This is a genomic window from Butyrivibrio sp. INlla21 (genome assembly GCF_900116875.1).
In the GTDB taxonomy this organism is placed as follows: Bacteria; Bacillota; Clostridia; order Lachnospirales; family Lachnospiraceae; genus Butyrivibrio.
On sequence record NZ_FPCC01000013.1, the window covers coordinates 40,673 to 65,501 of the forward strand.

The 24,829-nt window shown below is 39.4% G+C and carries 28 protein-coding genes; 11 read left to right on the top strand and 17 right to left on the bottom strand.

Going from position 1 to position 24,829, the window contains the following annotated elements; translation table 11 throughout:
• The first annotated feature begins 2 nt into the window (after window positions 1-2).
• From rplU to rsfS, 8 genes are all read left to right on the top strand, one after another.
• Window positions 3-311: a 50S ribosomal protein L21 gene (gene rplU / locus BM377_RS09005; protein ID WP_092246992.1), complete on the top strand. Its 309-nt coding sequence runs from the start codon at window positions 3-5 to the stop codon at window positions 309-311.
• Window positions 312-331: 20 nt separating this feature from the next.
• Entirely contained in the window at window positions 332-661 is a 330-nt protein-coding gene (locus BM377_RS09010) for a ribosomal-processing cysteine protease Prp (protein ID WP_092246995.1), read from the top strand.
• Between the two features lie 3 nt (window positions 662-664).
• A complete protein-coding gene (gene rpmA / locus BM377_RS09015) occupies window positions 665-952 on the top strand; it encodes a 50S ribosomal protein L27 (RefSeq protein WP_092246998.1) in 288 nt (95 codons plus the stop codon).
• Between the two features lie 89 nt (window positions 953-1,041).
• A complete protein-coding gene (obgE, locus tag BM377_RS09020; protein ID WP_092247001.1) occupies window positions 1,042-2,394 on the top strand; it encodes a GTPase ObgE in 1,353 nt (450 codons plus the stop codon).
• The gene (gene yhbY, locus BM377_RS09025) at window positions 2,395-2,709 is read left to right on the top strand and encodes a ribosome assembly RNA-binding protein YhbY (protein WP_092247005.1); all 315 of its coding nucleotides are present in this window, start codon (window positions 2,395-2,397) and stop codon (window positions 2,707-2,709) included.
• 59 nt (window positions 2,710-2,768) lie between these two features.
• Window positions 2,769-3,377, top strand: a complete 609-nt coding sequence (gene nadD / locus BM377_RS09030; RefSeq protein ID WP_092247012.1) for a nicotinate-nucleotide adenylyltransferase — start codon at window positions 2,769-2,771, stop codon at window positions 3,375-3,377.
• Window positions 3,374-3,961, top strand: a complete 588-nt coding sequence (yqeK, locus tag BM377_RS09035) for a bis(5'-nucleosyl)-tetraphosphatase (symmetrical) YqeK (protein WP_092247017.1) — start codon at window positions 3,374-3,376, stop codon at window positions 3,959-3,961. Before nadD ends, yqeK begins: the two co-directional genes overlap by 4 nt.
• 10 nt (window positions 3,962-3,971) lie before the next feature.
• A complete protein-coding gene (gene rsfS, locus BM377_RS09040; RefSeq protein ID WP_092247020.1) occupies window positions 3,972-4,337 on the top strand; it encodes a ribosome silencing factor in 366 nt (121 codons plus the stop codon).
• A gap of 85 nt (window positions 4,338-4,422) precedes the next feature.
• On the opposite strand, the gene lexA is transcribed toward rsfS, so the two are convergent.
• Window positions 4,423-5,040, bottom strand: a complete 618-nt coding sequence (gene lexA, locus BM377_RS09045) for a transcriptional repressor LexA (protein ID WP_092247022.1) — start codon at window positions 5,038-5,040, stop codon at window positions 4,423-4,425.
• A 166-nt stretch (window positions 5,041-5,206) separates the two neighbouring features.
• Here lexA and BM377_RS09050 point away from each other — a divergent pair, with 166 nt between their 5' ends.
• The 3 genes from BM377_RS09050 (at window position 5,207) to BM377_RS09060 (ending at window position 8,780) form a co-directional block, all read left to right on the top strand.
• Window positions 5,207-5,626, top strand: a complete 420-nt coding sequence (locus BM377_RS09050; RefSeq protein ID WP_177223842.1) for a LysM peptidoglycan-binding domain-containing protein — start codon at window positions 5,207-5,209, stop codon at window positions 5,624-5,626.
• A gap of 108 nt (window positions 5,627-5,734) precedes the next feature.
• Window positions 5,735-7,525 carry a methyl-accepting chemotaxis protein gene (locus BM377_RS09055; RefSeq protein WP_092247028.1) on the top strand — a complete coding sequence of 597 codons (1,791 nt, stop codon included), beginning with the start codon at window positions 5,735-5,737 and terminating at the stop codon, window positions 7,523-7,525.
• A 136-nt stretch (window positions 7,526-7,661) separates the two neighbouring features.
• Window positions 7,662-8,780: a D-alanyl-D-alanine carboxypeptidase family protein gene (locus tag BM377_RS09060; RefSeq protein ID WP_177223843.1), complete on the top strand. Its 1,119-nt coding sequence runs from the start codon at window positions 7,662-7,664 to the stop codon at window positions 8,778-8,780.
• A gap of 24 nt (window positions 8,781-8,804) precedes the next feature.
• On the opposite strand, the gene BM377_RS09065 is transcribed toward BM377_RS09060, so the two are convergent.
• The 16 genes from BM377_RS09065 to radC form a co-directional block, all read right to left on the bottom strand.
• Complete coding sequence (locus BM377_RS09065; RefSeq protein ID WP_120685264.1) at window positions 8,805-9,821, bottom strand: tyrosine-type recombinase/integrase; 1,017 nt, start codon at window positions 9,819-9,821, stop codon at window positions 8,805-8,807.
• Between the two features lie 225 nt (window positions 9,822-10,046).
• On the bottom strand, window positions 10,047-10,691 hold the full coding sequence (locus BM377_RS09070) for a cytidylate kinase-like family protein (RefSeq protein ID WP_092247038.1): 645 nt from the start codon (window positions 10,689-10,691) through the stop codon (window positions 10,047-10,049).
• Between the two features lie 57 nt (window positions 10,692-10,748).
• The gene (locus tag BM377_RS09075) at window positions 10,749-11,678 is read right to left on the bottom strand and encodes an RluA family pseudouridine synthase (RefSeq protein WP_092247139.1); all 930 of its coding nucleotides are present in this window, start codon (window positions 11,676-11,678) and stop codon (window positions 10,749-10,751) included.
• 5 nt (window positions 11,679-11,683) lie between these two features.
• Window positions 11,684-12,226: a signal peptidase II gene (gene lspA / locus BM377_RS09080; RefSeq protein ID WP_092247042.1), complete on the bottom strand. Its 543-nt coding sequence runs from the start codon at window positions 12,224-12,226 to the stop codon at window positions 11,684-11,686.
• Between the two features lie 12 nt (window positions 12,227-12,238).
• Entirely contained in the window at window positions 12,239-13,342 is a 1,104-nt protein-coding gene (gene aroB / locus BM377_RS09085; protein ID WP_092247045.1) for a 3-dehydroquinate synthase, read from the bottom strand.
• A 77-nt stretch (window positions 13,343-13,419) separates the two neighbouring features.
• Window positions 13,420-13,944, bottom strand: a complete 525-nt coding sequence (locus BM377_RS09090; RefSeq protein WP_092247049.1) for a cell division protein SepF — start codon at window positions 13,942-13,944, stop codon at window positions 13,420-13,422.
• A gap of 80 nt (window positions 13,945-14,024) precedes the next feature.
• Window positions 14,025-15,704, bottom strand: coding sequence for a biotin/lipoyl attachment domain-containing protein (locus BM377_RS09095; protein WP_177223844.1), 1,680 nt, complete (start codon window positions 15,702-15,704; stop codon window positions 14,025-14,027).
• Between the two features lie 86 nt (window positions 15,705-15,790).
• On the bottom strand, window positions 15,791-16,210 hold the full coding sequence (locus BM377_RS09100) for a twitching motility protein PilT (RefSeq protein WP_092247052.1): 420 nt from the start codon (window positions 16,208-16,210) through the stop codon (window positions 15,791-15,793).
• A 72-nt stretch (window positions 16,211-16,282) separates the two neighbouring features.
• Window positions 16,283-17,251 (bottom strand): D-alanyl-D-alanine carboxypeptidase family protein, encoded by a 969-nt coding sequence (locus tag BM377_RS09105; RefSeq protein WP_092247055.1) that lies wholly within the window; start codon window positions 17,249-17,251, stop codon window positions 16,283-16,285.
• Complete coding sequence (gene mgsA / locus BM377_RS09110; RefSeq protein WP_092247058.1) at window positions 17,235-17,630, bottom strand: methylglyoxal synthase; 396 nt, start codon at window positions 17,628-17,630, stop codon at window positions 17,235-17,237. The genes BM377_RS09105 and mgsA overlap by 17 nt, the downstream gene beginning before the upstream one ends.
• Window positions 17,631-17,649: 19 nt before the next feature.
• Window positions 17,650-18,759, bottom strand: a complete 1,110-nt coding sequence (locus BM377_RS09115; protein ID WP_092247061.1) for an FtsW/RodA/SpoVE family cell cycle protein — start codon at window positions 18,757-18,759, stop codon at window positions 17,650-17,652.
• A 16-nt stretch (window positions 18,760-18,775) separates the two neighbouring features.
• A complete protein-coding gene (locus BM377_RS09120) occupies window positions 18,776-21,676 on the bottom strand; it encodes a penicillin-binding transpeptidase domain-containing protein (RefSeq protein WP_092247064.1) in 2,901 nt (966 codons plus the stop codon).
• Complete coding sequence (gene mreD / locus BM377_RS09125; RefSeq protein ID WP_092247067.1) at window positions 21,669-22,193, bottom strand: rod shape-determining protein MreD; 525 nt, start codon at window positions 22,191-22,193, stop codon at window positions 21,669-21,671. The genes BM377_RS09120 and mreD overlap by 8 nt, the downstream gene beginning before the upstream one ends.
• A 10-nt stretch (window positions 22,194-22,203) precedes the next feature.
• Complete coding sequence (gene mreC / locus BM377_RS09130; RefSeq protein WP_092247070.1) at window positions 22,204-23,070, bottom strand: rod shape-determining protein MreC; 867 nt, start codon at window positions 23,068-23,070, stop codon at window positions 22,204-22,206.
• Window positions 23,071-23,072: 2 nt separating this feature from the next.
• Entirely contained in the window at window positions 23,073-24,077 is a 1,005-nt protein-coding gene (locus BM377_RS09135) for a rod shape-determining protein (protein ID WP_092247073.1), read from the bottom strand.
• Window positions 24,078-24,087: 10 nt separating this feature from the next.
• Window positions 24,088-24,801, bottom strand: a complete 714-nt coding sequence (radC, locus tag BM377_RS09140) for a RadC family protein (RefSeq protein WP_092247076.1) — start codon at window positions 24,799-24,801, stop codon at window positions 24,088-24,090.
• Window positions 24,802-24,829: the final 28 nt, after the last annotated feature.

Below are 24,829 nucleotides of genomic sequence, written 5' to 3' on the forward strand. Positions count from 1 at the left end.
TTATGTACGCAATTATTGTAACTGGTGGTAAGCAGTACAAAGTTTCCGAGGGCGACGAGATCAGAGTTGAGAAGCTCGACGTAGAGCCCGGAAAAAAGGTAACATTTGATAATGTTATCGCAGTAAACGATGACAAGGAACTTAAGGTTGCTGACGATGTTAGCAAGGCTAAGGTTAGCGCTACTGTTGTTGAGCAGGGACGTGCTAAGAAGGTTGTTGTTTACAAGTACAAGAGAAAGACTGGCTATCACAAGAAGAATGGCCACAGACAGCCTTTCACAACTGTAAAGATCGAAAAGATCACATTGTAATTGATTTATAAGCCAAAGCAATGACAACTATTACGATTACAAAATCATCCAATGATTCATATAAGAGTATCGAATGTCTCGGACATGCAGGTTTTGCCGATTACGGCAATGACATTGTTTGTTCTGCGATATCTGTACTTACCATCAATCTTATAAATTCGATTGATAAGCTGACAGATGATAAGATTTCTGTCGATCAGGATGAAGAACAAGGTTTGATAAGACTTTCATTTGAAGGTGATCCTTCCAAGGAAGCAGATATTCTACTTCAGTCTTACGAACTCGGAATAGACAGCATTTCTAGGCAGTACGGTAAGAAATTTTTGAACATTAAATTTAGGAGGGAATAAGTCATGTTGAATATGAACCTTCAATTTTTTGCTCATAAGAAGGGTGTTGGATCAACCAAGAACGGTAGAGATTCAGAATCCAAGAGACTTGGAGCAAAAAGAGCTGACGGACAATTCGTAAAGGCCGGTAATATTTTATACAGACAGCGCGGAACACACATTCATCCCGGTGTTAATGTAGGAATCGGTAAAGATGATACATTGTTTGCACTTGTTGATGGTGTTCTTAGATTTGAGCGCAAGGGCAGAGATAAAAAGCAGGCCAGCGTTCATCCTGTAGAGAATAAGTAATTATTTAATCGGGCTTCAAACTTAGTGTTTGGAGCCCATTTTTTCACAGCGCATATATTCGCAGATTTTATTATAAGAAAGGTAAAAAGATGCCTGTATTTGTAGATAAAGCCAAGATCTTTATACAAAGTGGAAAAGGCGGCGACGGTCATGTTTCTTTCAGAAGAGAAAAATATGTGCCGAACGGCGGCCCTGATGGCGGTGACGGCGGAAAAGGCGGCGATGTTATCTTCGTTGTCGATGAAGGCCTTAATACGCTTGCCGATTTTCACTACGGCGGAAAGTATAAAGCAGAGAACGGTCAGGATGGAAATAAGAGACGTTGCCATGGTAAAAATGGCGAGGATCTTTATATAAAGGTTCCGGAAGGAACTGTCGTTAAAGAAGCGGTTACAGGCAAGGTAATTGCCGATATGAGCGGCGATAACAGAGAAGCTGTAATACTTAAAGGCGGACGCGGAGGTAACGGTAATATGCACTACGCAACCTCAACAATGCAGGCCCCTAAGTATGCACAGCCCGGCCAGCCCGCAATAACTCTTGAAGTTCTTTTGGAACTTAAAGTAATTGCAGACGTAGGTCTTGTTGGATTCCCTAATGTCGGAAAATCTACATTCCTTTCAAAAGTATCAAATGCCAAGCCCAAGATCGCCAATTATCATTTCACAACACTTTCTCCAATGCTTGGAGTTGTCGATCTTAACGACGCTCCCGGATTTGTAGTTGCCGATATTCCCGGTCTTATTGAGGGTGCGGCTGACGGAGCAGGCCTCGGTCATGAGTTTTTGCGTCATATTGAGCGAACACGCATGATGATTCATGTCGTAGATGCAGCATCAACTGAAGGACGTGATCCTATAGAAGATATCGAAGCGATCAACGCTGAGCTGGCTAAATATAACGCAGATATCTCAAAGAGAACTCAGGTTATTGCAGCCAACAAGATCGATATGTTGCCTGACGGTGAGGATGCGGAGATCATTCGTAAAATCCGTGAAAAGTACGAACCCATGGGTGTTAAAGTGTTTGCGACCTCAACCCTAACTGGAAAAGGTATTAAAGAATTGTTATACTATGTAAGTAAGACGATATCTGAGATGCCTAAGGAGAAAATTGTATTCGAGCAGGAATTCTTCCCCGAGACTATGGCTCGTGAGCAGGATGAAGCATTTACAGTCGAATATGATTCGGATGCCGGCGAATACGTTATTGAAGGACCTAAGATTGAGAAGATGCTTGGTTATACCAACCTGGATTCCGAGAAAGGTTTCGCATTCTTCCAGAAATTCCTTGCCGATAACGGTATTTTGGACGAGCTTGAAAAGCTTCATATAAACGAAGGCGATACCGTAAGAATGTACGGATATAGCTTTGAATATTACAGAAATGCCGACACACAGCCGGTAGATGATGATATTGATAACGAAGAGGATGATATTTAAATGAACCTTACAAGTAAACAACGCGCTTATCTTAAGAGTCTTGCTTCAGAGCTTGAACCTGTATTCCAGATCGGTAAAGCTACTGTTACTCCCGAAATTACAGATGCCATTGCCGAGACTTTTAATACACACGAGCTCGTTAAGATAACTGTTCTTAAGAATTGCATAGAAGATGTAACCAATGTAGCGATCATGATCTCGGAAAGAACACGTTCCGAGCTTATCCAGGTAATCGGAAGAAAGATCGTTTTATACAAACCCTTTAAGGATGAGCCTAAGATCATTCTTCCAAAGGCCAAAAAGGCTAATGCTTAATCAGGGTATTCTTATCTTTATTTAGTTCTATCAAATCAATACCATATGGAGGCATATTTATGGAATGCAGAAAAATTGGTATACTTGGCGGAACATTCGATCCTATTCATAACGGACACCTTTTACTGGGAGAAGCTGCCAGAGAGCAGTTTTCTTTGGATAGAGTAATATATATCCCGGGTAATCTGGCGCATATGCCAAACAGAACAGAGGTGTCAGACGGTGATACCAGGTATCAGATGGTCAAAATGGCTATCAATGACAACCCGTATTTTACTTGTTCCAGAATAGAAATAGATAAGGAAAACGGAACCTATACATACAATACGATCGAAGAACTAAAGCTCATGTACCCCGGAGATGAGCTATATCTTATCCTCGGTGGTGATTCAGTAATAGGAATAGAATCCTGGTATAAGTTCAAAGACCTATTACAATCATGCATTATACTTGCAGCGGTCAGAGAAGAAGACGATCTTCCCGCCCTTGATAAAAAGAGAAGAGAACTTGCCAAGATATATGGTGCGGATATAAGACTCCTTGCATTTAACAGAGTTGATATCTCCGCTACCGATATCAGACAAAAGATAAGAATGGGAAGATCTGTAAGATACATGCTTCCGGATGAGTGTATTGAATATATCTGCATAAAAGGACTTTATAAATGAAGACTTTAGATAATGATACAGTGCAAAAGATAAGAAAAACACTGGAGGGAGAACTTAAACCCGAAAGATTCACCCATACACTCGGTGTTGCATATACCGCAACAAGTATGGCAATGGTCTTCGGTGCTGATATTGATAAAGCTCTTATTGCCGGACTTCTTCATGATTGTGCCAAATGCATGTCACATGAAGATCAGATCAAGCTCTGCAAAAAGAATAATATCGAACTTTCGGAAACCGAAAAAAAGAATCATTCGCTGCTACACGCAAAAGCAGGAGTATATTTGGCCAGAACCAAATACGATGTATATGATACAGAGATACTTAATGCCATAAGATGGCATACTACCGGAAAAGAAGATATGTCTTTACTGGAAAAGATCATATATATTGCTGATTTTATAGAACCTTCACGTAAACCGCTCGAAGGAATGGATGAGATCAGGAAAGAAGCTTTTACAGATATTGATAAGTGTCTTGCTCATATACTTCATGATTCGGTGATATATTTACAGACTATCGGAAAAGAGATAGATAACTCCACCATGGATGCCTATCTTTTTTATAAAAAGTACTACAAGTAAAGAGGTGACTATGTCAGATATAGATATTTCTAAGAAGATGGCGGCACTTGCCATAGAAGCTCTCGAAGACAGAAAAGGAGAGGACGTTCATACAATTGATATCAGCAACATTTCAACAATTGCAGATTACTTTGTAATAGCAAGCGGAACCAACATCAACCAGGTACAGGCACTTGCAGACAATGTTCAGGATGTACTCGGAAGAGCCAGACATATGACTAAAAATGTCGAAGGCTATGACACAGGAAAGTGGATCCTTCTTGATTTCGGCGATATCATTGTTCATGTATTTGATAGCGAGAACCGTTTATTCTACGATCTTGAGAGAATCTGGAGAGACGGAAAGCTGATCGAAAAAGATGAATTAAGCAAATAAAATACATAGTAAATAAAACAAGCGTACAGATACATTTATCTGTACGCTTTTATATTCCATAAGCAAGTATTTGGGATAGTTATAATCAATAAAAACGCATTATACCGAAAACTTTACCCAAAATAGTGCAGTCACTGACAATAATGGGATCCATATTGTCATTCTCAGGCTGAAGTCTTATATGATCCTTCTCCTTGTAAAAGGTCTTGACCGTAGCGGAATCATCAATAAGCGCAACTACCTGATCGCCGTTTTTTGCAGTATTGCAAACCTGAACAAAAAGCTTGTCACCATTGAAAATACCTGCATTTATCATAGAATCGCCCTTAACGTTAAGAATAAAAGCATCGGCTCCCTTGGGGCACATACTGGCCGGAATGGGGATATAAGAATCTATATTTTCTTCCGCAAGAATGGGAGTGCCGGCAGCAACCTGACCTATAACCGGAATACTTACGATCTCGGTTCTGACCATATTGAAGCCGTCATCGCATATCTCAATAGCACGCGGTTTGGTGGGATCTCGTCTGATATATCCGTTCTTTTCCAAAGTCTCAAGATGTGCATGGACAGAAGAAGTAGATTTAAGATTAACCGCTGCACAAATATCTCTTACAGAAGGAGGAAATCCTCTGGATAATGTCTGTTCTTTGATGTAGTCAAGAATCTCCTGTTGTTTACGAGAAATATTGCCTTTTTCCATATAATCCTCCTTATCTTTTTTAACAGTATAACATATCCACATATAAAAAAGCAAATATTTGTTCGGAATATTTGTTCGATTTTTGTTGACAAACGAAAATATGTTCGGTATATTATTTTTAGAACAGTTGTTCGTAACATATGTTTGGATTTATGTGAGGTGCGTTATGAGTGAAGCGATGGCAATAGCAGCAAGTTTATACAACAATCCAAGATTCAACAGTGAGAGCGAGATCCGTATCAGGAACAATAAGCTCAGAAGACAGAAGATTGTGAGAAGACAGTATATGCTTATATCAGCAATTGTTTTTGTCGTTATGTTCGTTGCGGTTTTTAATATCTTTTCATTCAAGGCATCAGCTCAGTCGGATTCATATGTTCCGGAGTATAAGTATTATAAGACGATAACGATTCATTCCGGTGATTCACTATGGAAGCTTGCTTCAAGCGAATATAATGAAGATCATTACAAGAATATCGAATCATATATTTCAGAAATCTGTAAGATCAATTCAATTGATAGCGATACAATTTTATACGCCGGAGAATCACTCGTAATCCCTTATTATTCCTGCGATTATAAATAATTTCTTAATTCTCTTAATTATCGCTAAAACGTGTTTTTGTATATTCTATTTGCGCTATAATTATTTCATGAAGTGTATTTTCTTTTATGAGGAAAGGAGTGCATTAACGTGAAGAAGAATAGCGCAAAAGCAAAAACAGAAGGACTTAAGTTTTTCCAAAGAATCGGATTCCAAAATTTAGCGGTTAATATCGTTATGCTTGTTATGTTCATAATTGCTATATTCATTATGGACAGCAATATGAAAAACATTATTCATATTGCAAATAACGCAAGTATCGGAGAAATAGAGCTTTTAAGTAATGAAGCACAACTCCGTGAGGGTATTATAACAATAGATGGTAATATATCCGCACTATTGGGTGCGGTATCAATGGGTACCAACGATCCGGCTAATTACGAAGTATATTTTCAGAATATTGATGCTGTAGAAGGTAAGATTGATGGCCAATTACAATTCATGGAGGAAAGTATATTCGTAAGTGAAGCAGCAAACGGTCCCGAGCAGATGGCTGAAGTTCGAAGGTCAACGGAAGAATATCGTGCCGTCGTTGATGAAATGATCGTTGCACTTAGAGCTGCTGATGCCGCTAAATCAATGGATATATATATAAATAAATATCTAGCTGCTCAGGAAGCTACATATGCAGCATATGATGTTGCTGAAGAAACAATTTCACAATTGGCTGCTCAGCTTGAAATATATCTAAATGTACTATATCAGCAGGCATTCAGCAAGACAATTGTTCTTGTTGTTATATTCGTTATTATCATTATTATCAGCGTTATCCTTAGCGAAACAAGAATCAGTAAGAAGATCACAAGCATTGTCGGTGAACTTCAGAAGATCATTAAAGGAATCAATGATAATGAAGGTGATCTTACCTCCAGAGTTAAGACCAAGACAAGTACAGAACTTGGCTTCATTGTTAGCGGTATCAATAACTTCATTGAAACTCTTCAAGGAGTTATCAAGGAAGTTAAGGACGGATCCAATGTCCTTACATCTTCATCTGATTCCATGACTCTTAAGATTGAGAAAGCAAGTGATAATATCACCAATACATCGGCTGCTCTTGAAGAGTTGTCAGCAAGTATGGATACCGTTTCAACTACAGCAGATCAGATTTCCGGCAAGCTTGATGAAGTTAAGACAGCTACCGATGAGATCAGACAGGAAGCTGCAAACGGCGCAGATACTGCTGAGAACATCAAACGTGAAGCAGACGAAATTAAGAGCGAAGCACTCAAAAAGAAAGAAAATACAGGTGTCAAAGTCGAAGAACTCAGCGCTGTTCTTGAGAAATCCGTTAAAGATAGTGAGAAGGTTGCACAGATCAACGAACTTACCAAGGTTATCCTTGATATCGCATCACAGACCAACCTCCTTGCTCTTAATGCTTCAATCGAGGCTGCAAGAGCAGGTGAAGCAGGTAAGGGATTCGCGGTTGTTGCTGAGGAGATCAGTGCACTTGCTGAAAACAGTAGACAGACAGCCGGCAATATCCAGGTAATCAGTAATGAGGTTACAGAGGCTGTTAACTCACTTTCAACCAATGCTATGGATGTTATCGAGTTTATCAATAACGACGTACTCAACGATTACGATACATTCGTTGAGACAAGTGATAAGTATGAGAATACAGCGGTTGTTATGGATGATATCCTTGAGAAGTTCAACATGAAGGCCGATAACCTCAACAATATCATGGATAAGATGGCTGAATCTGTTGTATCCATCACTGATTCCGTTAAGGAAAGTACTCAGGCTATCAACCTTTCAGCTGCCAATTCTTCAGAGATCGTCGGACAGATTCAGGGTATCAGTGAAGCAATGGGTGAAAACAACAAGGTTACCGAACAGCTTAGCGACAGTACCAAGAAATTCACGAACTTGTAATTTTTTCAAGTCTGTGGACGTAATTTTGTTATAGAATTTTAGTTATATAATTTTGTTGCTTTTCAATATTGAATACAACGGTCGATAGATGATACTATTGTACCGTTGTATTTTTTATATTAGGGTGGATTTTATATTGGGAAATTACAGAAAAGCACATTACAGAAAACGAAACGGAGAAAGATTATCCGCTTCTGAATATAAAGCGCGTCGCAAAAAAGAGATCATCTTACATTTTGTATTACTTATCGCAATTCTCTTGTTTTGTATAATCGGATTGGTTTTACTTATAAAAAAAGTCACACACAAAAAAGAAGAAGTTGTTCCTCCCGATAATTCTACGGAAGAACTGACTGTTGTTGATACTATCGTAAAAGAAGATGAGAAAAAAGAAGAAGAGAATCCTTTACTTAAGAAATCTGAAGATGCATCATCTTTTTTTGAAGGCTATGAAGTCTCAATAAATGATGATACCGCTTATATTTCAAGTGAAAACACGATCAGCACATACGCTCTTTTGCTTGATCTTGATAACGGTAAGGTTATTGCTTCCAAGGACGGAAATGTGAAGATCAATCCAGCTTCAATGACCAAGATTCTTACACTTCTTGTTGCCGTTGAGCATATCGATAATCTTGATGACACTTTTGTGATGACTCAGGAAATCGGAAATTATGTATATAGCAACGATTGCAGCTGTGTTGGCCTTAAAGTTGGAGATACGCTTACTATCAGGGATTTATTATACGGAACGATACTTCCTTCGGGCGCCGACGCGTCCATGTGTCTTGCCGAGTACGTCGCAGGTTCACAGGAAGAATTCGTTAAGCTTATGAATGAGAAGCTTGATGAGCTCGGCCTTTCAGATACCGCGCATTTTACCAATTGTATCGGTATCTATGACGAAGATCATTATTGTACTCTTATGGACATGGCAATGATCTTAAAGGCAGCGGAAGAGAACGAACTATGTCATGAGATTCTTAATACCAGGACCTATGTTACTTCTCCGACTTCAGAACATCCGGAAGGAATTACCATATCAAATTGGTTTTTAAGAAGAATAGAAGATAAGGACACCCACGGACAAGTAGCAGGTGCCAAGACAGGCTTTGTTAATCAGTCCGGCTGTTGTGGTGCAAGCTATCAGGTTTCTAATAGCGGCAATCACTATATTTGTGTCACAGCCGACAGTTATAGCCCTTGGAGATGTATTTACGATCATGTGGATATATATTCCAATTATACAAGTTAAAGACCTAGTCCGGTGATTACTTAATTACCTTAGTCCCTGCAAAAGAGATCTCGAATCCTTCATTGCCGTATCAGACGCTTTCGCATAGATATTGGTAGTCTGAATACTCTTATGATTCATCTTTTTCTTAAGTAATAATATGTTATTGTCGCTAGCTGCATAAAAGCTCATTGCAAAGCTTGAACGCAGCTTATGCGGCGATATTATCCTTGTTTTTTCCGGTAAACATACTGATACATACTTCTTTACAAGCATCTCAACAGCCCTTACTCCAAGCCTGTTACCCGTTGTTGTCGTAAACGCGGGAAACTTAAGAGAAGAGTTGGATAGACCGTATTTAGCTTTTTGAGAAGAGAAGTAGATATCAAGATAATCTCTGCATTCATCTGAATAATAAATAACCTGAGTATCACCACCTTTACGCGTCACAACAACGCTGCAATCCTCAAGATTATAATCAATAATATCCGTATCAAGCATCTCTGATACACGAAGTCCCGTATCAAGCAATAATATGAACATCGCGGAATCCCTGTCAGCATAGATATAATGGACTTTTGCAACAGAATCATGCAAATGAGTCCCGTGGCGAACAGTATCAAGCAAAATCCTTTGCTCATCGTTTGTTAAATAAATAACATCTTTTTCGGGGATTTTAATTGTCTTGGTAGCGGCTATAGGATTTCTTGATAATTTGCCTGTAGCAACAAAGAATCCGTACATACTTGAAAGCGAAGCACGTTTTCTTTTAACAGTGGTTTCTTTGTGATTACCGGCAAGTGTTGTAAGGAATCTGTTGATATCAAGGACCTCAATTTCGCCAAGATCCTTAAGAGTGATTTCTTTGATGGATTTATCGCAGTATTTTGGAAGAAAATTCGTGATAAATTCCAGATAGGTTTTTATGTCACGACAATATTCGAGCTTAGTCGCATAGTTTTCAACACGGCCAAAGTTATAGATAAAGTCGGATACAAAATCAGGCAACTGAGCAAGTAGCTCGTTTATCTTGTCGGAATAATTCATCTTAGAAGCAGGCATATGATTTAACCCCCAAACTAAAGTATTTATAGTAAAAAACCAATGAAAAAGCATATACTTACTACAATTGCATTATATCATATGTTCTCTTTTCGTAAAACTAGAATTTTGCGAAAAAGTATATCTACTCAAAAAAGGCATTCTCTCATAAGAGTAATATACAGTAATTCTCTCATATGATCTTTATTACATATAAGCAAAATGCCTTTTGAATCTATATTATTATCAAGCTTTTTTATCACTCATAACCTGCTCAAAATCTTCAACATATTGGATGATGAATTTAACAGTACCTTCGATACCGAGCTTACTTGAGTTGATGCAGAGGTCATAGCTGTCGGCTCTTCCCCATTTCTTGGAAGAATAGTAATTGTAATAGCTCTGACGCTGCTTATCTTTCTTATTCATCATATCTCTGGCTTTATCGTCGGATTTGATATCGTCAAAACGCTCTCTGATACGTCTTATCTTAGCATCCTCATCACCGTAGATAAAGAGATTTATCACATTATCAAACTCACTTAACGCGTAATCCGCACATCTTCCTACTATTACGCAAGGTCCTTCGGAAGCAATCTTTTTGATAGTATCAAATTGTGCAAGAAAAACCTTGTGGCTGATCGGCATATCAACAAAGCTTGAAGAATTATAGCCGAATGAATAAGTGTCCATTACAAGATTATATAAAAAAGAATTTGTGGGACGTTCGTCGTGATTCTGGATCATCTCCTCACAAAAGCCGCTCTCTTTTGCTGCTCTTGAAAGAAGCTCCTTGTCATAACACTTAATCCCAAAATGGTCAGCAACCATCTCTCCTATTTCTCTTCCGCCCGAACCAAACTGTCTTCCGATAGTGATCACTGTATTCATATTGCTCACCCCTTTTTTCCGCATAATATAAGCACTTCTCTGTATTTTTATTTTACATTATTTAAGAACATCAAGCAAATGGCTAAAATACTCAGGTAGAGGTGCATCGGTCTCGATATACTCTCCTGTTGTGGGATGTTTAAAGCCCAGTATCTTGGCATGCAAGCACTGTCCCTGCGTATTGAACTTGCTTTTCCTGGAAGGCGCATAAATATCGTCTCCCAAAAGAGGATGCCCGATATGAGCCATATGGACCCTAATTTGATGTGTTCGACCTGTTTTGAGCTTACACTCGATATAGGTATAATTATCGCCATCAAAGCGCTTTAAAACACGATAATGAGTAGATGCAAACTTACCACCCGATGTGACTACAGCCATCTTTTTTCTGTCAGAAGGACTTCTCCCTATAAGAGTCTCAATATCGCCCTCATCTTCTTTTATGATCCCATAGCAAATTGCGTGATATACACGATTTACGGTGTGATCCTTAAGCTGATCCGCAATTTTCTGATGTGCATTGTCATTTTTACAGATTATAACGGAGCCCGTGGTATCTTTATCTATTCTGTGAACAATTCCGGGTCTCATAACGCCGTTTATACCCGATAATTTATCCTTACAGTGATACATAACGGCATTTACAAGCGTATCCTTATAATGACCCGCAGCAGGATGAACAACCATCCCCTTAGGCTTATTTACAACCAGTACGTCATCGTCTTCATACAAAATATCAAGCGGAATATCCTGCGGTAATATGTCCGGAACCTCTATCGGAGGTATTTCCATAACAATATGGTCACCCTCACTTACAACGAAACTCGCTTTTACCGTCTTGTCATTGCAAACAACCTTTTTATCATCTATCAGTTTCTTTATGTATGAACGCGAAAAGGAGTCAATAAGCTCACTTATAAGCTTATCGACTCTCATACCTTCATACTCATCGGTTACAACATACTCAAAACTATTATTTTCTTCCATGTTCATTATTTGAATTCCTTAAACTTCTTTTGCTGTCTGAAGCTCAAAAAGCTAAAGTCATTTTCCTTATAATAAAAAAGAAGCAGAATTGCAAAAAGAAATGTAGCAACCGTCACATATATATCGGCTACATTGAAAATCGGGAAATTGATAAGAACAAAATAGAAAAAGTCCACAACATAGTCGTATCTTATTCTGTCTATCATATTTCCGGCCGCTCCGCTGGCAATAAGCACCAGCAAAATGTGCATGATATTATACTTCTTATCATCAGGCATTCTGAAAAGAACGTATGAAATGATTATAAGTATCATAAGTGCGATCAGAATAAAGAAAACCTTCTGATTTTGCAATACACCGAAAGCCGCTCCGCTGTTCTTTAAAAAATTAAGCTCAAAAACACCGTCAATAATCTTAAACGACGGCTTATCCTGAAGATGTTTAACAGCAAGGTGCTTGGTAAACTGGTCCAAAAATACAAAGAACGCGATCATAAGATAATCAGCCAAAAGAAATATCTTTTTCTTTTTAGACATTTTAGTATTCATACATCAACCTCTTTAATCATTATTTTCAACATAAAGGATCTCGTTAAGAGCTGCCTTCATCTCATCATCCGTCACAGTGGTATCTGTAACTGCTTTACCCACCTTTTTAAGAAGGATGAACCTGATCTTATCAGAATCAGCCTTCTTATCGGATTTAGTGAGCTTTATAACCTCATCTACGTCAATATCCTCAACAGAGATTGGAAGACCGAACGGAACAAACATATCCCTGATCTCGTAATACTCCTCCATCGAGATCATGTCCTTCTTCCAGGAAATATAAGCTGCAGCTACAGAACCCAGAGCAACACATTCACCGTGCATAAGCTCAAAGTTCTTGGCTTTCTCGATGGCATGTCCCAGAGTATGTCCGAAGTTAAGGAGTGCTCTGTCACCCTTTTCCGTTGGATCCTTCTCCACTACTCTTCTCTTTATATCACAGCTTCTGGGAACCATATCTGAAAGAACATCAATATCTCTTTCGCAGATCTCATAGAGATTATCGATAAGCCATGTGTAAAACTCAGCATCCTTAATAAGTCCGTGCTTCATAACCTCAGCAAAGCCTGATATATACTGACGCTCATCAAGACTTTTCAAAGTAGAAAGATTCATATAAACAAGCTTCGGCATATGGAAAGCGCCGATCATATTCTTATAGCCTTTAAAGTCTACACCTGTCTTACCGCCAATACTGCTGTCGGTCTGAGCAAGTAATGTAGTGGGAATCTGGATAAAAGAGATTCCTCTAAGGTAAGTCGCAGCCGCATAGCCTGCCATATCACCTACAACACCGCCTCCCAAAGCAATGATAAGGTCATGCCTGTCAAAATGCTCAAGGATAAGCTGTTCATATATTTTCTCGATCTCTGAGAGATTTTTGTTGTTCTCTCCGGCAGGGATCACACATTTTATAACTTTACCGGAGATTCCGGAAATGATATTCTCAACCTCTTTTGAGTAAAGCTTATCGACATTTGAATCTGTAACAATGGCAAATTTTCTGTTTTCAAAGCCAAGATTCTTTATCGCTTCCGAAAGGCCGTCAAAGCTACGATCAAAAATGATATCATAGCACGGCTTTTCCTGATAATTAACTGTAAGAGACTTCTCCATGATGTCTTACTCCTTCGTGTAAAAAATACAAAAAAGAGCTGTTGACTGAAATCATCCGTCAACAGCCTTGTCTTGACTTAATCAATCTGCTGTGGTCCTTCTGAAATGCCGCCACCGAATCCGCTAAGCAAATTCTGGAAATCACCTGAAATATCAACGGATGCCGGTGTGATGATAAAAATGTATCTTGAAATCTTCTGCAGATTTCCGGAAATGGCAAATGTGGAACCGGAAGTGAAATCGATGATTCTCTGCGCAATATCGACATCAAGACCTTCAAGATTAAGTACAACCGTACGATTTGCCAAAAGAGTCTCTGTAATCTCTCTTGCATCCTCTACGCTTGTAGGCTTGATAACGCAAACTTCCATTCCTGCGCCGCTTAAATTCTTTCTCTTGGAAGGTACAACCTTAGGAGCGACCTTTTTTACCTTCTCTTCCGAGATCTCTATGCTCGGATCGTCCTTCCCTATCGGAGCTGAATTACTTAAAGATTCAATTTTCGAACCGCCATCATAGTAGCCGTCGTCCGAATCGTAATATCCGCTTTCATCATCCCCAGTAAGCTGAATTGCTTTTAAAAACTTGTCCATTACGTTCATAATATCAAACTCCTAACTCTTATTATTCCCAACAAAATCCCATCTAATATTAACGTAGTTTTACATAAAATGTCAAATTCTTATTGTGTTTTTTCGTTGGTTTTTTCAGCCGAAGCCTTGTTTTCTGTTGAAGAAGCCGACGATGAAGAATCATCTTCAGATTCTCCGGATTTACTTGTTGAAGCTTCATCCTTGGAAGAAGCTTCGGAACTATCCAAGGAAGCTTCTTCGGATTTTTCTTCCGCAGCCTCATCGGAAGAATCGCCTGAATCCGCTTCGGAGCTTACCGCAGTCGAATCTTCTTCGCTTGAAGCTTCTTTAGAATCGGATTTATCCGATTCATCGCCCTTTCCGGTCTTACCGTTCTTATCAACGGTAGCAGAATCAAGAACAATATAGTCATAAGCATTAAGTCCATACATAGTATTGGACTTAACTATCGAATATTCATCATTTTGATATAAGATCTTGATCTGTCTGAAATCGGGATAACCTTTATTTATATTATAAACTCCGATCAGACTATCTGTCTTGCTAATTGTATATCTATCATTGGAATCGGGTTTTATCAAAATATCACCGGCTCTCAGAACCTCATTATCAATATAATACTCCGATGTAGTCTCATTATAGATTGATATATTCACAAGTTCAGATGTTTCATTTCCTTGTTCATCATACTTATCTTTAAGCACATCAAAGTTACCGTCATTATGCTTGATCACATAGTCTTTCGGAACAATGAAAAAGCTCTTATTTACTATAGATGAATTGGGAATCTTAAGGCCCTTCTCATCCTCTGTTATAAGCTCGATATTCAGGAATCTGTCACGGCAAAAGGTGATCATCGAATTGGTGAAGGTCAACATAACGAAATTATCACCGTCAGAATTGGTAAATGTGGAGACCTTACCGTAGGATTCGTCCTGATTCTTAATAAATCTGACCTTTATATATCCGCTCTCTTCTTCCTTCTTTTTGATCTCTTCAAACTTATCCTGATCCTTAACCTGAATTATAACCGACCAATCTTCCGAAGTGCAGATCTTATATACGGGATCTCCCGCTTTAACAAGATTGTTATTGATCAGCTGCTTCTTTTCATACTGAGTCTGATCAAACTTATCGGCTGTCATCGCATCAAGTCTAAGATCCTCGTAACCGTCAACGGAATAAACAACAATACCTGTATCTTGAGAATTCTTATAATTGATCGATTTAATTGAACCGCTGCCTTCATTGAGAGACTGGATGTTCTCAAGAATACTTCCGTTTGCAAGCTTCTGAACCGTACCGTCAAGGCTTATCTTAAAATCATATACGGTATAAAAATCGTGAACATCGAAAGAAGAATCAAAGTTAACTATCTGTGATCTAAGCTCGGCCAGATCTTCATCACTTAACGAAACCTCTTCGGAACCCTGAGACTTAAGATACTCAAGAAGCTGCCCCGATTCATCAAGTGTATACACAAGATTTCCGACCGCAACTCTGCTTCCTTCAGTCTGGAAATAATTGACATAACCGGCTGCATCGGAAGCGATTATTTTTTCTTCTCTTATAGCTATAGCTTCATAAATGTTGTTGGTAGACAAAGCCCCTTCATTAACCTGATATCCGATAATATGGTCTTTTCGCATGTAGGTAATAACACTGATAATGATATAAAGAGCCATTACGGCAAAAAATATCATACCAATGTTGATGTTATTCAGATTTTTGGGATACCTTGTAATCTTACGGCTACCATTATCAGCCATCGTGCACAACCTTTACGAATAATTTTTAGCAATAAACAAATGTATAAGCCGCGGGGTATTCCGCGGCTTATATTCTAATACTTTAATTAAAGTGAAATAACTACTTTGGATTTGACACCTTCAGGAAGCTCAGACTCGTCCATTGAGAGGCTGAGAACAAAATCAATATTAAACTTCTCGCTGAGTTTTTCAAGCTTATCAACAGTAGCGCTGATGTCTTGACCTTCTAAACAGGAAATTTTGAGGAAGCTGTCAAAATACATTTGCTGGAGATCGTGGTCTTGAGATATGATACCACTTACGAAGCCAATAAATTCATCAGAATTAGAAATCATAAATTCCGGTACTACAATGAGGCGAATCTTGTTATTAAGCTCATACATGTGCTTGGTGTTCTTATCAAGAAAGGCTACTGAGCCGAGAACATTCTTAACCTCGGTATTAACCTTGTCCAATAAGCATTTGGTCTTTCCTTTACCCTTTTTCCCAACAATTAACTGAACCATCGGCATACCCTCCTGCAAGTAAGAATTTTATAGATGAATTAATTATAAAATATTACCCGTTAAAAGACAACCTTAACCTACTATTTCCTCGAGCAAACGAGCCATGTCAGTATAAAGAACTCCGGCGTCCTCATCGCGCATGATTACTGAGATGTAAGGGTCCCCATTAACGTCCCTTGCAAGTAAGATAAGGCAATGACCGGCCGCATTGGTCGTACCTGTTTTACCCCCTATAACGGTAACACCTTTCGGAGCGGATTTGGCTCCCGATAAGAAACCGTTGGTGTTCTTAACGGAAATATCCTTGGTGCCGCCCTTGCCATCCTGGTAAGTGGTTGTATACTCCGTCATATTTATTATCTCACTGAACGTATCGTACTGCATTGCAGCATTAAAAATCAGATACATATCATATGCAGTGACATAATGTTCATCTGAGGTAAGGCCATGTGGATTTTCAAAATGTGAATTGGTAGCTCCGATATTTTTAGCCTCTTGATTCATCAGAGTGACAAAGTCCTCTCCCGAAGGACCTGTGATATTTGAAGCTATAAGATTGGCTATGTCATTGGCTGAATAGATCAAAAGAAGATGCAGAGCCTGATCCAGGGTCATCTTATCTCCTTCTTTGACATTGACTTTCTGCGCACCGCTCTCATTGACATAGACATCGGAATTTGCGGTAAGAACATCATCGAGCGAACCATATTTAAGCGCAACATAAGCAGTCATAACCTTTGTTAAACTGGCAGGCATGACTCTTAGATTGATATTCTTGGCATATATGGTTTCTTTTCTTGTAAGGTCAAAAAGACCGGCACTTGCCTTATCGGATATCTCAAGCTTGGAATCCTCGGGCTTCTTATCCTCATCGGCTACACAAAGATCTGAAGCAAATGTAGGATAAACATTCTCATCTCTTTTACCCGATACCGATTCGTCAATAGAATACTTGGCTGAATAAGATACACCTTTACATCCCGTCAAAAGAACCGCAAGAACAAGTACACAACAAGAAATACGCTTACTTGTACATCTCACGCCACTCAAGATCTCCTCGGTCCAAAGATTTAATTAAAAGCTCCGCAGAAGCAAGATTGGTTGCTACAGGAATATTGTGCATATCACATAAAGTCATAACATTGTTGATATCCGGCTCATGGGACTTAACAGTGAGAGCATCTCTAAGGAAAATAACAAGATCGATCTCATTATGCTCTATTGCTGCACCAAGCTGCTGAGCACCACCTAAGTGTCCTGCAAGATATTTGTGAATGCTTAAGTTGGTAACCTCTTCGATAAGTCTGCCGGTTGTTCCGGTGGCATACAGATCGTTTTTACTGAGGATACCTCTGTAAGCAATGCAAAAGTTCTGCATTAGTTTTTTCTTAGCGTCATGCGCTATAAGTGCAATATTCATCTATTTACACCCTCCCCGATTAATACTTGTTACTTTGTAGTCTGATATTTAATACAAAGCCTATTCCCGCAAAAGTAGCAAGAAGTGAAGTCAGTCCTGAACTGACAAAAGGAAGCGGAATACCCGTATTAGGTAAAACGCCGGTAGCAACGCCGATATTAAGGAATCCCTGGAATCCTATCCATCCTCCTACGCCGGCTGCAATCAGCTCACCCGCTTTGTCTCTGGCTTTCATCGATATCATAAAGCATCTTATCGAAATAAGAAGTAAAGCTATGACAACAAAGCATGATCCAATAAAACCAAACTCTTCCCCTATAACCGTAAAGATAAAGTCGGTCTGCGATTCGGAAATAAATCCGCCGTTTAGAACCGAAGTAATCTCGTTAGTATTGTATCCTTTACCGTATAACTGTCCCGATCCGATAGCCATCATAGAATTAAGCGTCTGATACGCCTCCTGATTGGCATAATCTTCGGGATGAAGCCAGGCTAAGATACGATTCTGCTGATATTCACCAAGCAAAAAACCTGTACCCTGAATAGCATTGTATATAACAAACAACGCAGACGGGACCGTAATTCCCAAAACAGTCGCCACTATCTTCCAATCGATTCCCGCCACAAAAATAATTGTGCAAAAAATAAGCGATATCATAATACATGTGGATAAATCAGGCTGCTTAAAAATCATCAAAACAGGTGGTGCCAAAAGCATTAGACATACAATTATAAAGCCCAAAGATTTGACTTTATCTTTATATTTCATGATAAACTGCGCAAAAAATAAAATCAATAATATTTTAGCTGCTTCCGAGGGCTGAAATCTGATTCCCACCAGGTCTATCCATCGTCTTGAACCATTTATCCTTTTACCGAGCGGAGACCAAACAAGTGCCAAAAGGACTAAGGTTGCTCCGTAAAAAAGCGGATAAAGCTTGATAATAAAGCTATAATCAAGCAGTGATATGCCGATCATCAAGAAAACACCGAACATCAAGCCACCGATCTGCTTGGTAATAAAGGTGGAATCGGCAGAGCTGACAGCCATGGATCCAAAGATCGTAAGACCCACGACACACATGACAAGGAAAAAATCATATTCACTTATTTTATACTTCTTGAACATTCATATCTCCCTTCCATTAGTCAGCATTTGCCGCGCCATCCTGAAGTGTCTGAGCTGTTCCCGAAAGAATCTCTTCATCTTCCTTAAGATCAAAGTAATACTCGAGCACTCTTTTCGTGATCTCGGCAGCGTAACTGGATGTATAACCGTTAGCTACACGAGTGGCAACGGCTATCTGCGGAGTCTCGTAAGGTGCATAGCAAACAAATAATGAATGGTTGGGCTTACCTTCCTGCTGAGCGGTACCGGTCTTACCCGCAACATTAACACCGAAATTATCGTATATCTTCTTGGACTGAACAACCTGTCTCATTCCGAGATGTATTGCATCCCAATATGCAGAAGGCATATCTATCTCATTTCTGACATCTGCACTGTAATCCTCAAGTACATTGGCATTAGAATCTGTCGTTTTGTCTATTAAAGTCAGATTAAAACATTTACCGCTGTTGGCAACGGTTGTAACATATCTTGCAAGACTGACGGTCGTATAGTTGGCACTACCCTGACCGATTGCGGAACGAACAGAGTCCTTATCGGAAATCTGAGGTTCTGACTCAGTTATCTCAACACCCGATTTTTCATTGAGACCATAAAGACTCGCATACTTGGCAAGCTTCTGAAGACCAATATCCGATGAATAGGAATTGGTTCCGTCAACTATGCCCAGTCTGTAACCTACTTCATAGAAAAATACGTTACATGAATTCTTAATTCCGCCTGTCACATTGAGGTCTCCGTGGCTACCCGGATGTATCCAACATCTGGGCGGCTTGTTATCATCAAGCTTGGTAAATATACCGCCGCAATGGATAGTGGAACTCGTAGTAATAACATTCTCACTTAGTCCTGCCGTAGCGGAAACCATCTTAAAAGTAGATCCGGGCGCAGTTTTCTGCATAGTCGCATAATTAAACAAAGGATTGGATTTATCACTTCGAAGTTTAGCATAATATGCGGCATCAACGCCGTTAGCCATCTTGTTGTTGTCATATCCCGGATATGAAACAAGAGCACGAACTTCACCCGTATTGACATCGGTAATAACAATAGAACCTGTGCAAGGATAAAGAGCAAGCTGCGCAGGAGTGATATCAAGTTTTTCAATCCTGTTTCTCATAAAGGTATATGAAGACTCCCCTCCTCTTTCCCAGAGTCCGCGTTCCTCATCATCAAGAGAAACAGCCTCCTGCTCAAGTAAAAGATTGCAGACCTGTGTTCCGCTTATCCTATCTTCAAGCAAAAGATATTTATAAAGCCTTGCATCAAAATCAAGATCGGGATTAGATTCAACACCTTCACTTGTAACCTTTTCGCCGCCAAGTTCTTCGGCGATATAATCAACTATCTGTGCAAATACCTCTTCCGAAGAAGCATATTGATTATCAAGATTAAGTCTTGAAACATCGATCCAACCCTTGGCATATGTATATTTAAGGTATTCTGTAAGCGATATTTCCTCGGTAAGATGATAAGCCTTGTACATCTCATCTTCTTTGTCGATCTTATCGGAATTAAAAATCTCACTCTCAAGCATATCGGAGATATGCGTCATATACCATTTATATTCTTTTGAAAGATCTTTATAAGGTGTCTGCTTTTCATTAAGCTCAACCCTGATTCCGTTAATAACCTCTTCCTTCTTTGCAAGCCATGCCTGATACACTTTTTGCTCGGTGTCTTTTGCATCCTCATCATCAAAATGAGATATATCTACAATAGCATTGTCAAACACAGAAAAATAAACATCATAAATCGGAATAGGCGTATTACTGGAACCGAGATCCGCATTATCGGGATTAGCCTTGATGTTTTGGATTTTTCTTACAAGAATACCTGCAAGAGACTGCTCCAAAATCTTATAGCATGCTTCTGTAAGATCCTTGTCTATAGTAAGCCAAACGTCATTACCTCTTATAGAGTCAACAAAGCTGTTAACTTCAATAACTCGACCCGTATTATCAACCGAAAGTGTCTCCTTACCTTTTGTACCCTGAAGTACACTCTCCATAGATTCCTCAATACCCGACTGACCTACAATATCGTTGGAATCATAGTTTTTATTAACCTGTTTAAGCTCGGCAAGCTGCTCGGGAGTAACCTTACCGGTATATCCGAGAATATGTGAAAAATACTCGGAATCGGGATAATATCTGGCAGTACCGGGTTCTATATCTACACCGTCAAGAACACTGGCATTTTCCAAAACATCGGCAACCGTCTGCTCACAAACATCAGAAGCAACGGTTGTATCAATATATTTTTGATAATTGTTGTTGTACATCTTGTATCTTACGATAACAAGATTAAGAACTCTGTCCTTGGAATAACCTTTTCCGGCAATGAATTTGGCATTCATACCGGAGCCTTCTTTTTCACCGATCTCGAATTTCTTACACAGATCTTCTATTACTTCCTCGGCAGTCTTGATCTTCTCCTCGTATTTAAGCTCATCGGTCTTGGTATGACCGTATACATCTGCAAGAAAACGGATAAGTGCGGAACCGGTGACATTGTATTCATAGTTTCCGCTTCCGTTTATGATTATATTAAAGTCCTGATCAACGCTGTCGCCGTTCTCTTCGATAATATCGATAAGTCCGTTAAGAGTATCATTAATAGCTTTGTTCTTGCCTTTACCGGACTTGTAAACGTCCTCAATGGTAACAGAATTTGCGTCCTTGTTATAAGCAAGAAGATTGCCGTTAACATCATAGATATTACCTCTTGCAGGCTGAATGGTCTTAACTTTGGTGATCTTAAGCTGGAATGAATCAAGATAATAATCACCCTTAACTATTTGCAGCCAAAAAAGCCTGTATATCATAATACCGGCAAGACAAACAATTAAACCGCATACAATAACGGCTCTGGATGTTATGAACTTTATAAATCCATCCTTTATATTCTCAAACAAATTTCTTTGCGCTCCTTTGTTCTATCTCATCAATCTTATTGTTGGCCTTTAAGATGATAGGATAATAAATAATCGCTACAAGGGCTGTATAAACAACTTCAGGAATGATTATGTTCATCATATAAAACTTAATATCAAACCTGTTTCTAAACATAAATAAAAGAACATAACATATAAATCCGTAAACAAAATCAGCAATTGTGATAAAAGTGATCGGAATAGCTACGTTATTTGAAAAAAAGATCTCATGGAGCTTGCCGATAAGGAATCCCACATACATAAAGATAAGTGCATAGAATCCCAAATAAGCACCAAAAAACACATCATACAGAAGTCCGCAAAAAAAGCCGGCTAACAATCCGGCCTTGTCTCCTTTTATAAATCCCAATGATGCGGTGAATATCAATAGTAAATTAGGAGCAATACCGCCAAAATCCAGAGCCCGAAATACGGTCGACTGTAAGATAAAAGATGCCAATAAGAATATGAAGTTGACAATAACTCGTCTGATATTCATTAGCCTTACTTTAATTCGCTTTCTTTTTTAATTCTGTTATCACAAGTACTTCACTGAGATGTTCAAAGTCAACAACCGGTCTTATTGTGCCCGACTTGGTAATATTGTTTGAATCATCTTGTATATCTTCAATATATCCGATAAGAATTCCGGGAACGTAGTTGGAACTTATATTGGATGTTACAACCTTATTGGTGGTAGTTACTTCATCTCCGTCATCATGAAGATAAGAAAAACGAATAACACCGTCTTTGTACCTCTGAAGATCACCTTCAACAACAAGATTATCGCCTGTTGCAAGTACCATACCGCTGACAGCGGCTTTATCTTCGATAATGGTTTCGACGGTTGACCATGAAGGGCCAACTTCGATGATCCTTCCGACAAGTCCGCTTCCCGCGATAACGTTCATATCAACCGAAAGGCCGTCATCGGAGCCTTTATTGATAACAAAAGATTTATACCAGTTACCCGGATCACTGCCGATAACCGTTGCACCGACCATCGGATATTCAGCATACTCGTTTTTGAGTTCAAAAAGCTCGCGGAGATGCGCAAGCTCATATTTTTCCTGCCAAAGAAGTGTGTTTTCTTTGGTAAGATCATCAATCTGCGCTTTAAGCTTCTCGTTTTCATCAAGAAGCTTGGTTATTGATTCGAGTCTGTCCGTAGTATTTTTGATATGAGTTCCAACCTTTGTTATTCCTTTTTGGAAAGGCACAACAAAAACACCTGCAAACGAATTAAGCGGTCCGGAAAACAGGTTTGTATTAAATGTGATCAATATAAGTGCGGAACATAGCACTGTTAAAATAAAGAGGAGATATTTACTCGGAAGAGTAAATTCTTCTCCTCTTCTTTTGATTATGGGACTCATTATTACTTATCCTCTTCAATTCCGTAAGCAAGAACCTTGTATTGATCCTCCTTGATGATCTTGGCAAGACCAAGAGCAACAGATCCAACGGGATTCTCGGCAATATTAACATTAAGACCTACGCCGTTAGAAAGTCTCTGCGCAAGGTGGCATACCTGTGAAGCACCGCCGGTGAGATAAAGACCGTGCTTAAAGATATCGGCTGCAAGCTCCGGAGGAGTCTTCTCAAGTGTAGCCTTTACGTTATCAAGAATCTGGTTGAAGTTCTCAACAAGCGCGCTGTTAATAAGCTCTGTAGGAATCTGTCTCTCAACGGGAAGACCTGTAACGATATCTCTTCCGTAAACGACAGCATCCTTACCCTCTTTCTCAAAATCTTTGAGAGCAATCTTAACGTTCTCTGATGTCTTCTCTCCGATAAGAAGTCCGTACTCTTTACGAACGATATTTCTGATGGACTCATCAAACTTCTTGCCGCCTACTTTTATAAGTTTGCTGACAACGATACCTCTGAGCGAAAGAATTGAGATCTCTGTAGTGTCATAACCTACATTGACAACAAGTACACCCTGAGAATTCATAACGTCTATATTCATTCCGAGTCCGTCTGCAAGAGGCTTCTTGACCATCATGATCTTCTTTGCTTTAATTCCGGCATCATTGATAAGATCGTGGAAAGCACGTCTCTCAACTTCTGTTACATCCTTGGGAACCGCGATATAAACTTCGCAAGGCTTAACAGAACCTTTCATCTGATCTGTGATAAAGAGCTTGACCAAAGTCTCCATGTGCTCGATATCAGCGATAACACCACTGTTCAAAGGATAAGAGATCCTGATCTTATCGGGAGCCTTCTCATACATATCGTATGCGGAATTACCGTAAGCGAAAACATTAGTCTTATTCTCGATAGCTATCATATTCTTTTCAACTGTCAGACCATCCGCATCTCTGTTATAAATCTTGATGTTACTGGTTCCAAGGTCGATTCCAAAAATATTACTCAAAACTTCCTCCTTATTGCCACAACAGCCCTTTTTCTTCAAAGCTGTAAAATGACTTATCTCCTATTATTATGTGATCTCTGAGTGCGATATCAAGCATAATGCCCGATTCGCGGATCTTGTTGGTGATAGCAACATCCGCCCTGCTGGGGGTCGGATCGCCGCCCGGGTGATTATGAATAAGAATTATACCCGAAGCACCTGTTTTAAGAGCATGCATATATACATCTCTCGGTGATAAAGATGCTGAATTGACTGTTCCTATAGACAAAAGACATTCCTCAATAAGCCGCAGCTTATTGTTAAGGCATAATAATATAACCTTTTCTCTTTCCTCGTGTCTAAGCTTTTCCATATAGCTAAGCGCAACCTCGGAAGGTTTGGAACAATCAAGCGAAAGTGATGCGCTTCTCCTGGACATGCGCATAGCCATCTCGGCTATACACTTAAGCTTAACCGCCTTGACTTCCCCGATACCGTTTATACGCTTAAGCTCATCCAAAGAGACACCGTATAAACAATTAAGTCCCTTTTCCTTGCCTCTTCCAAGCGCCAAAACATTTCTTGCTATATCAATGGGAGAGCATGTATTACTCCCCGTCCTGATAATGATCGCAAGAAGTTCCGCATCGGTAAGCGACTGTGCACCGAATCGCATAAAACGTTCGTAAGGAAGCATGTCACAAGACGCGCTCGCACCTTTATTATCAAATGTATTTGTTTTCATAAGATTCCCTCCGATAAGATCGCTTCCG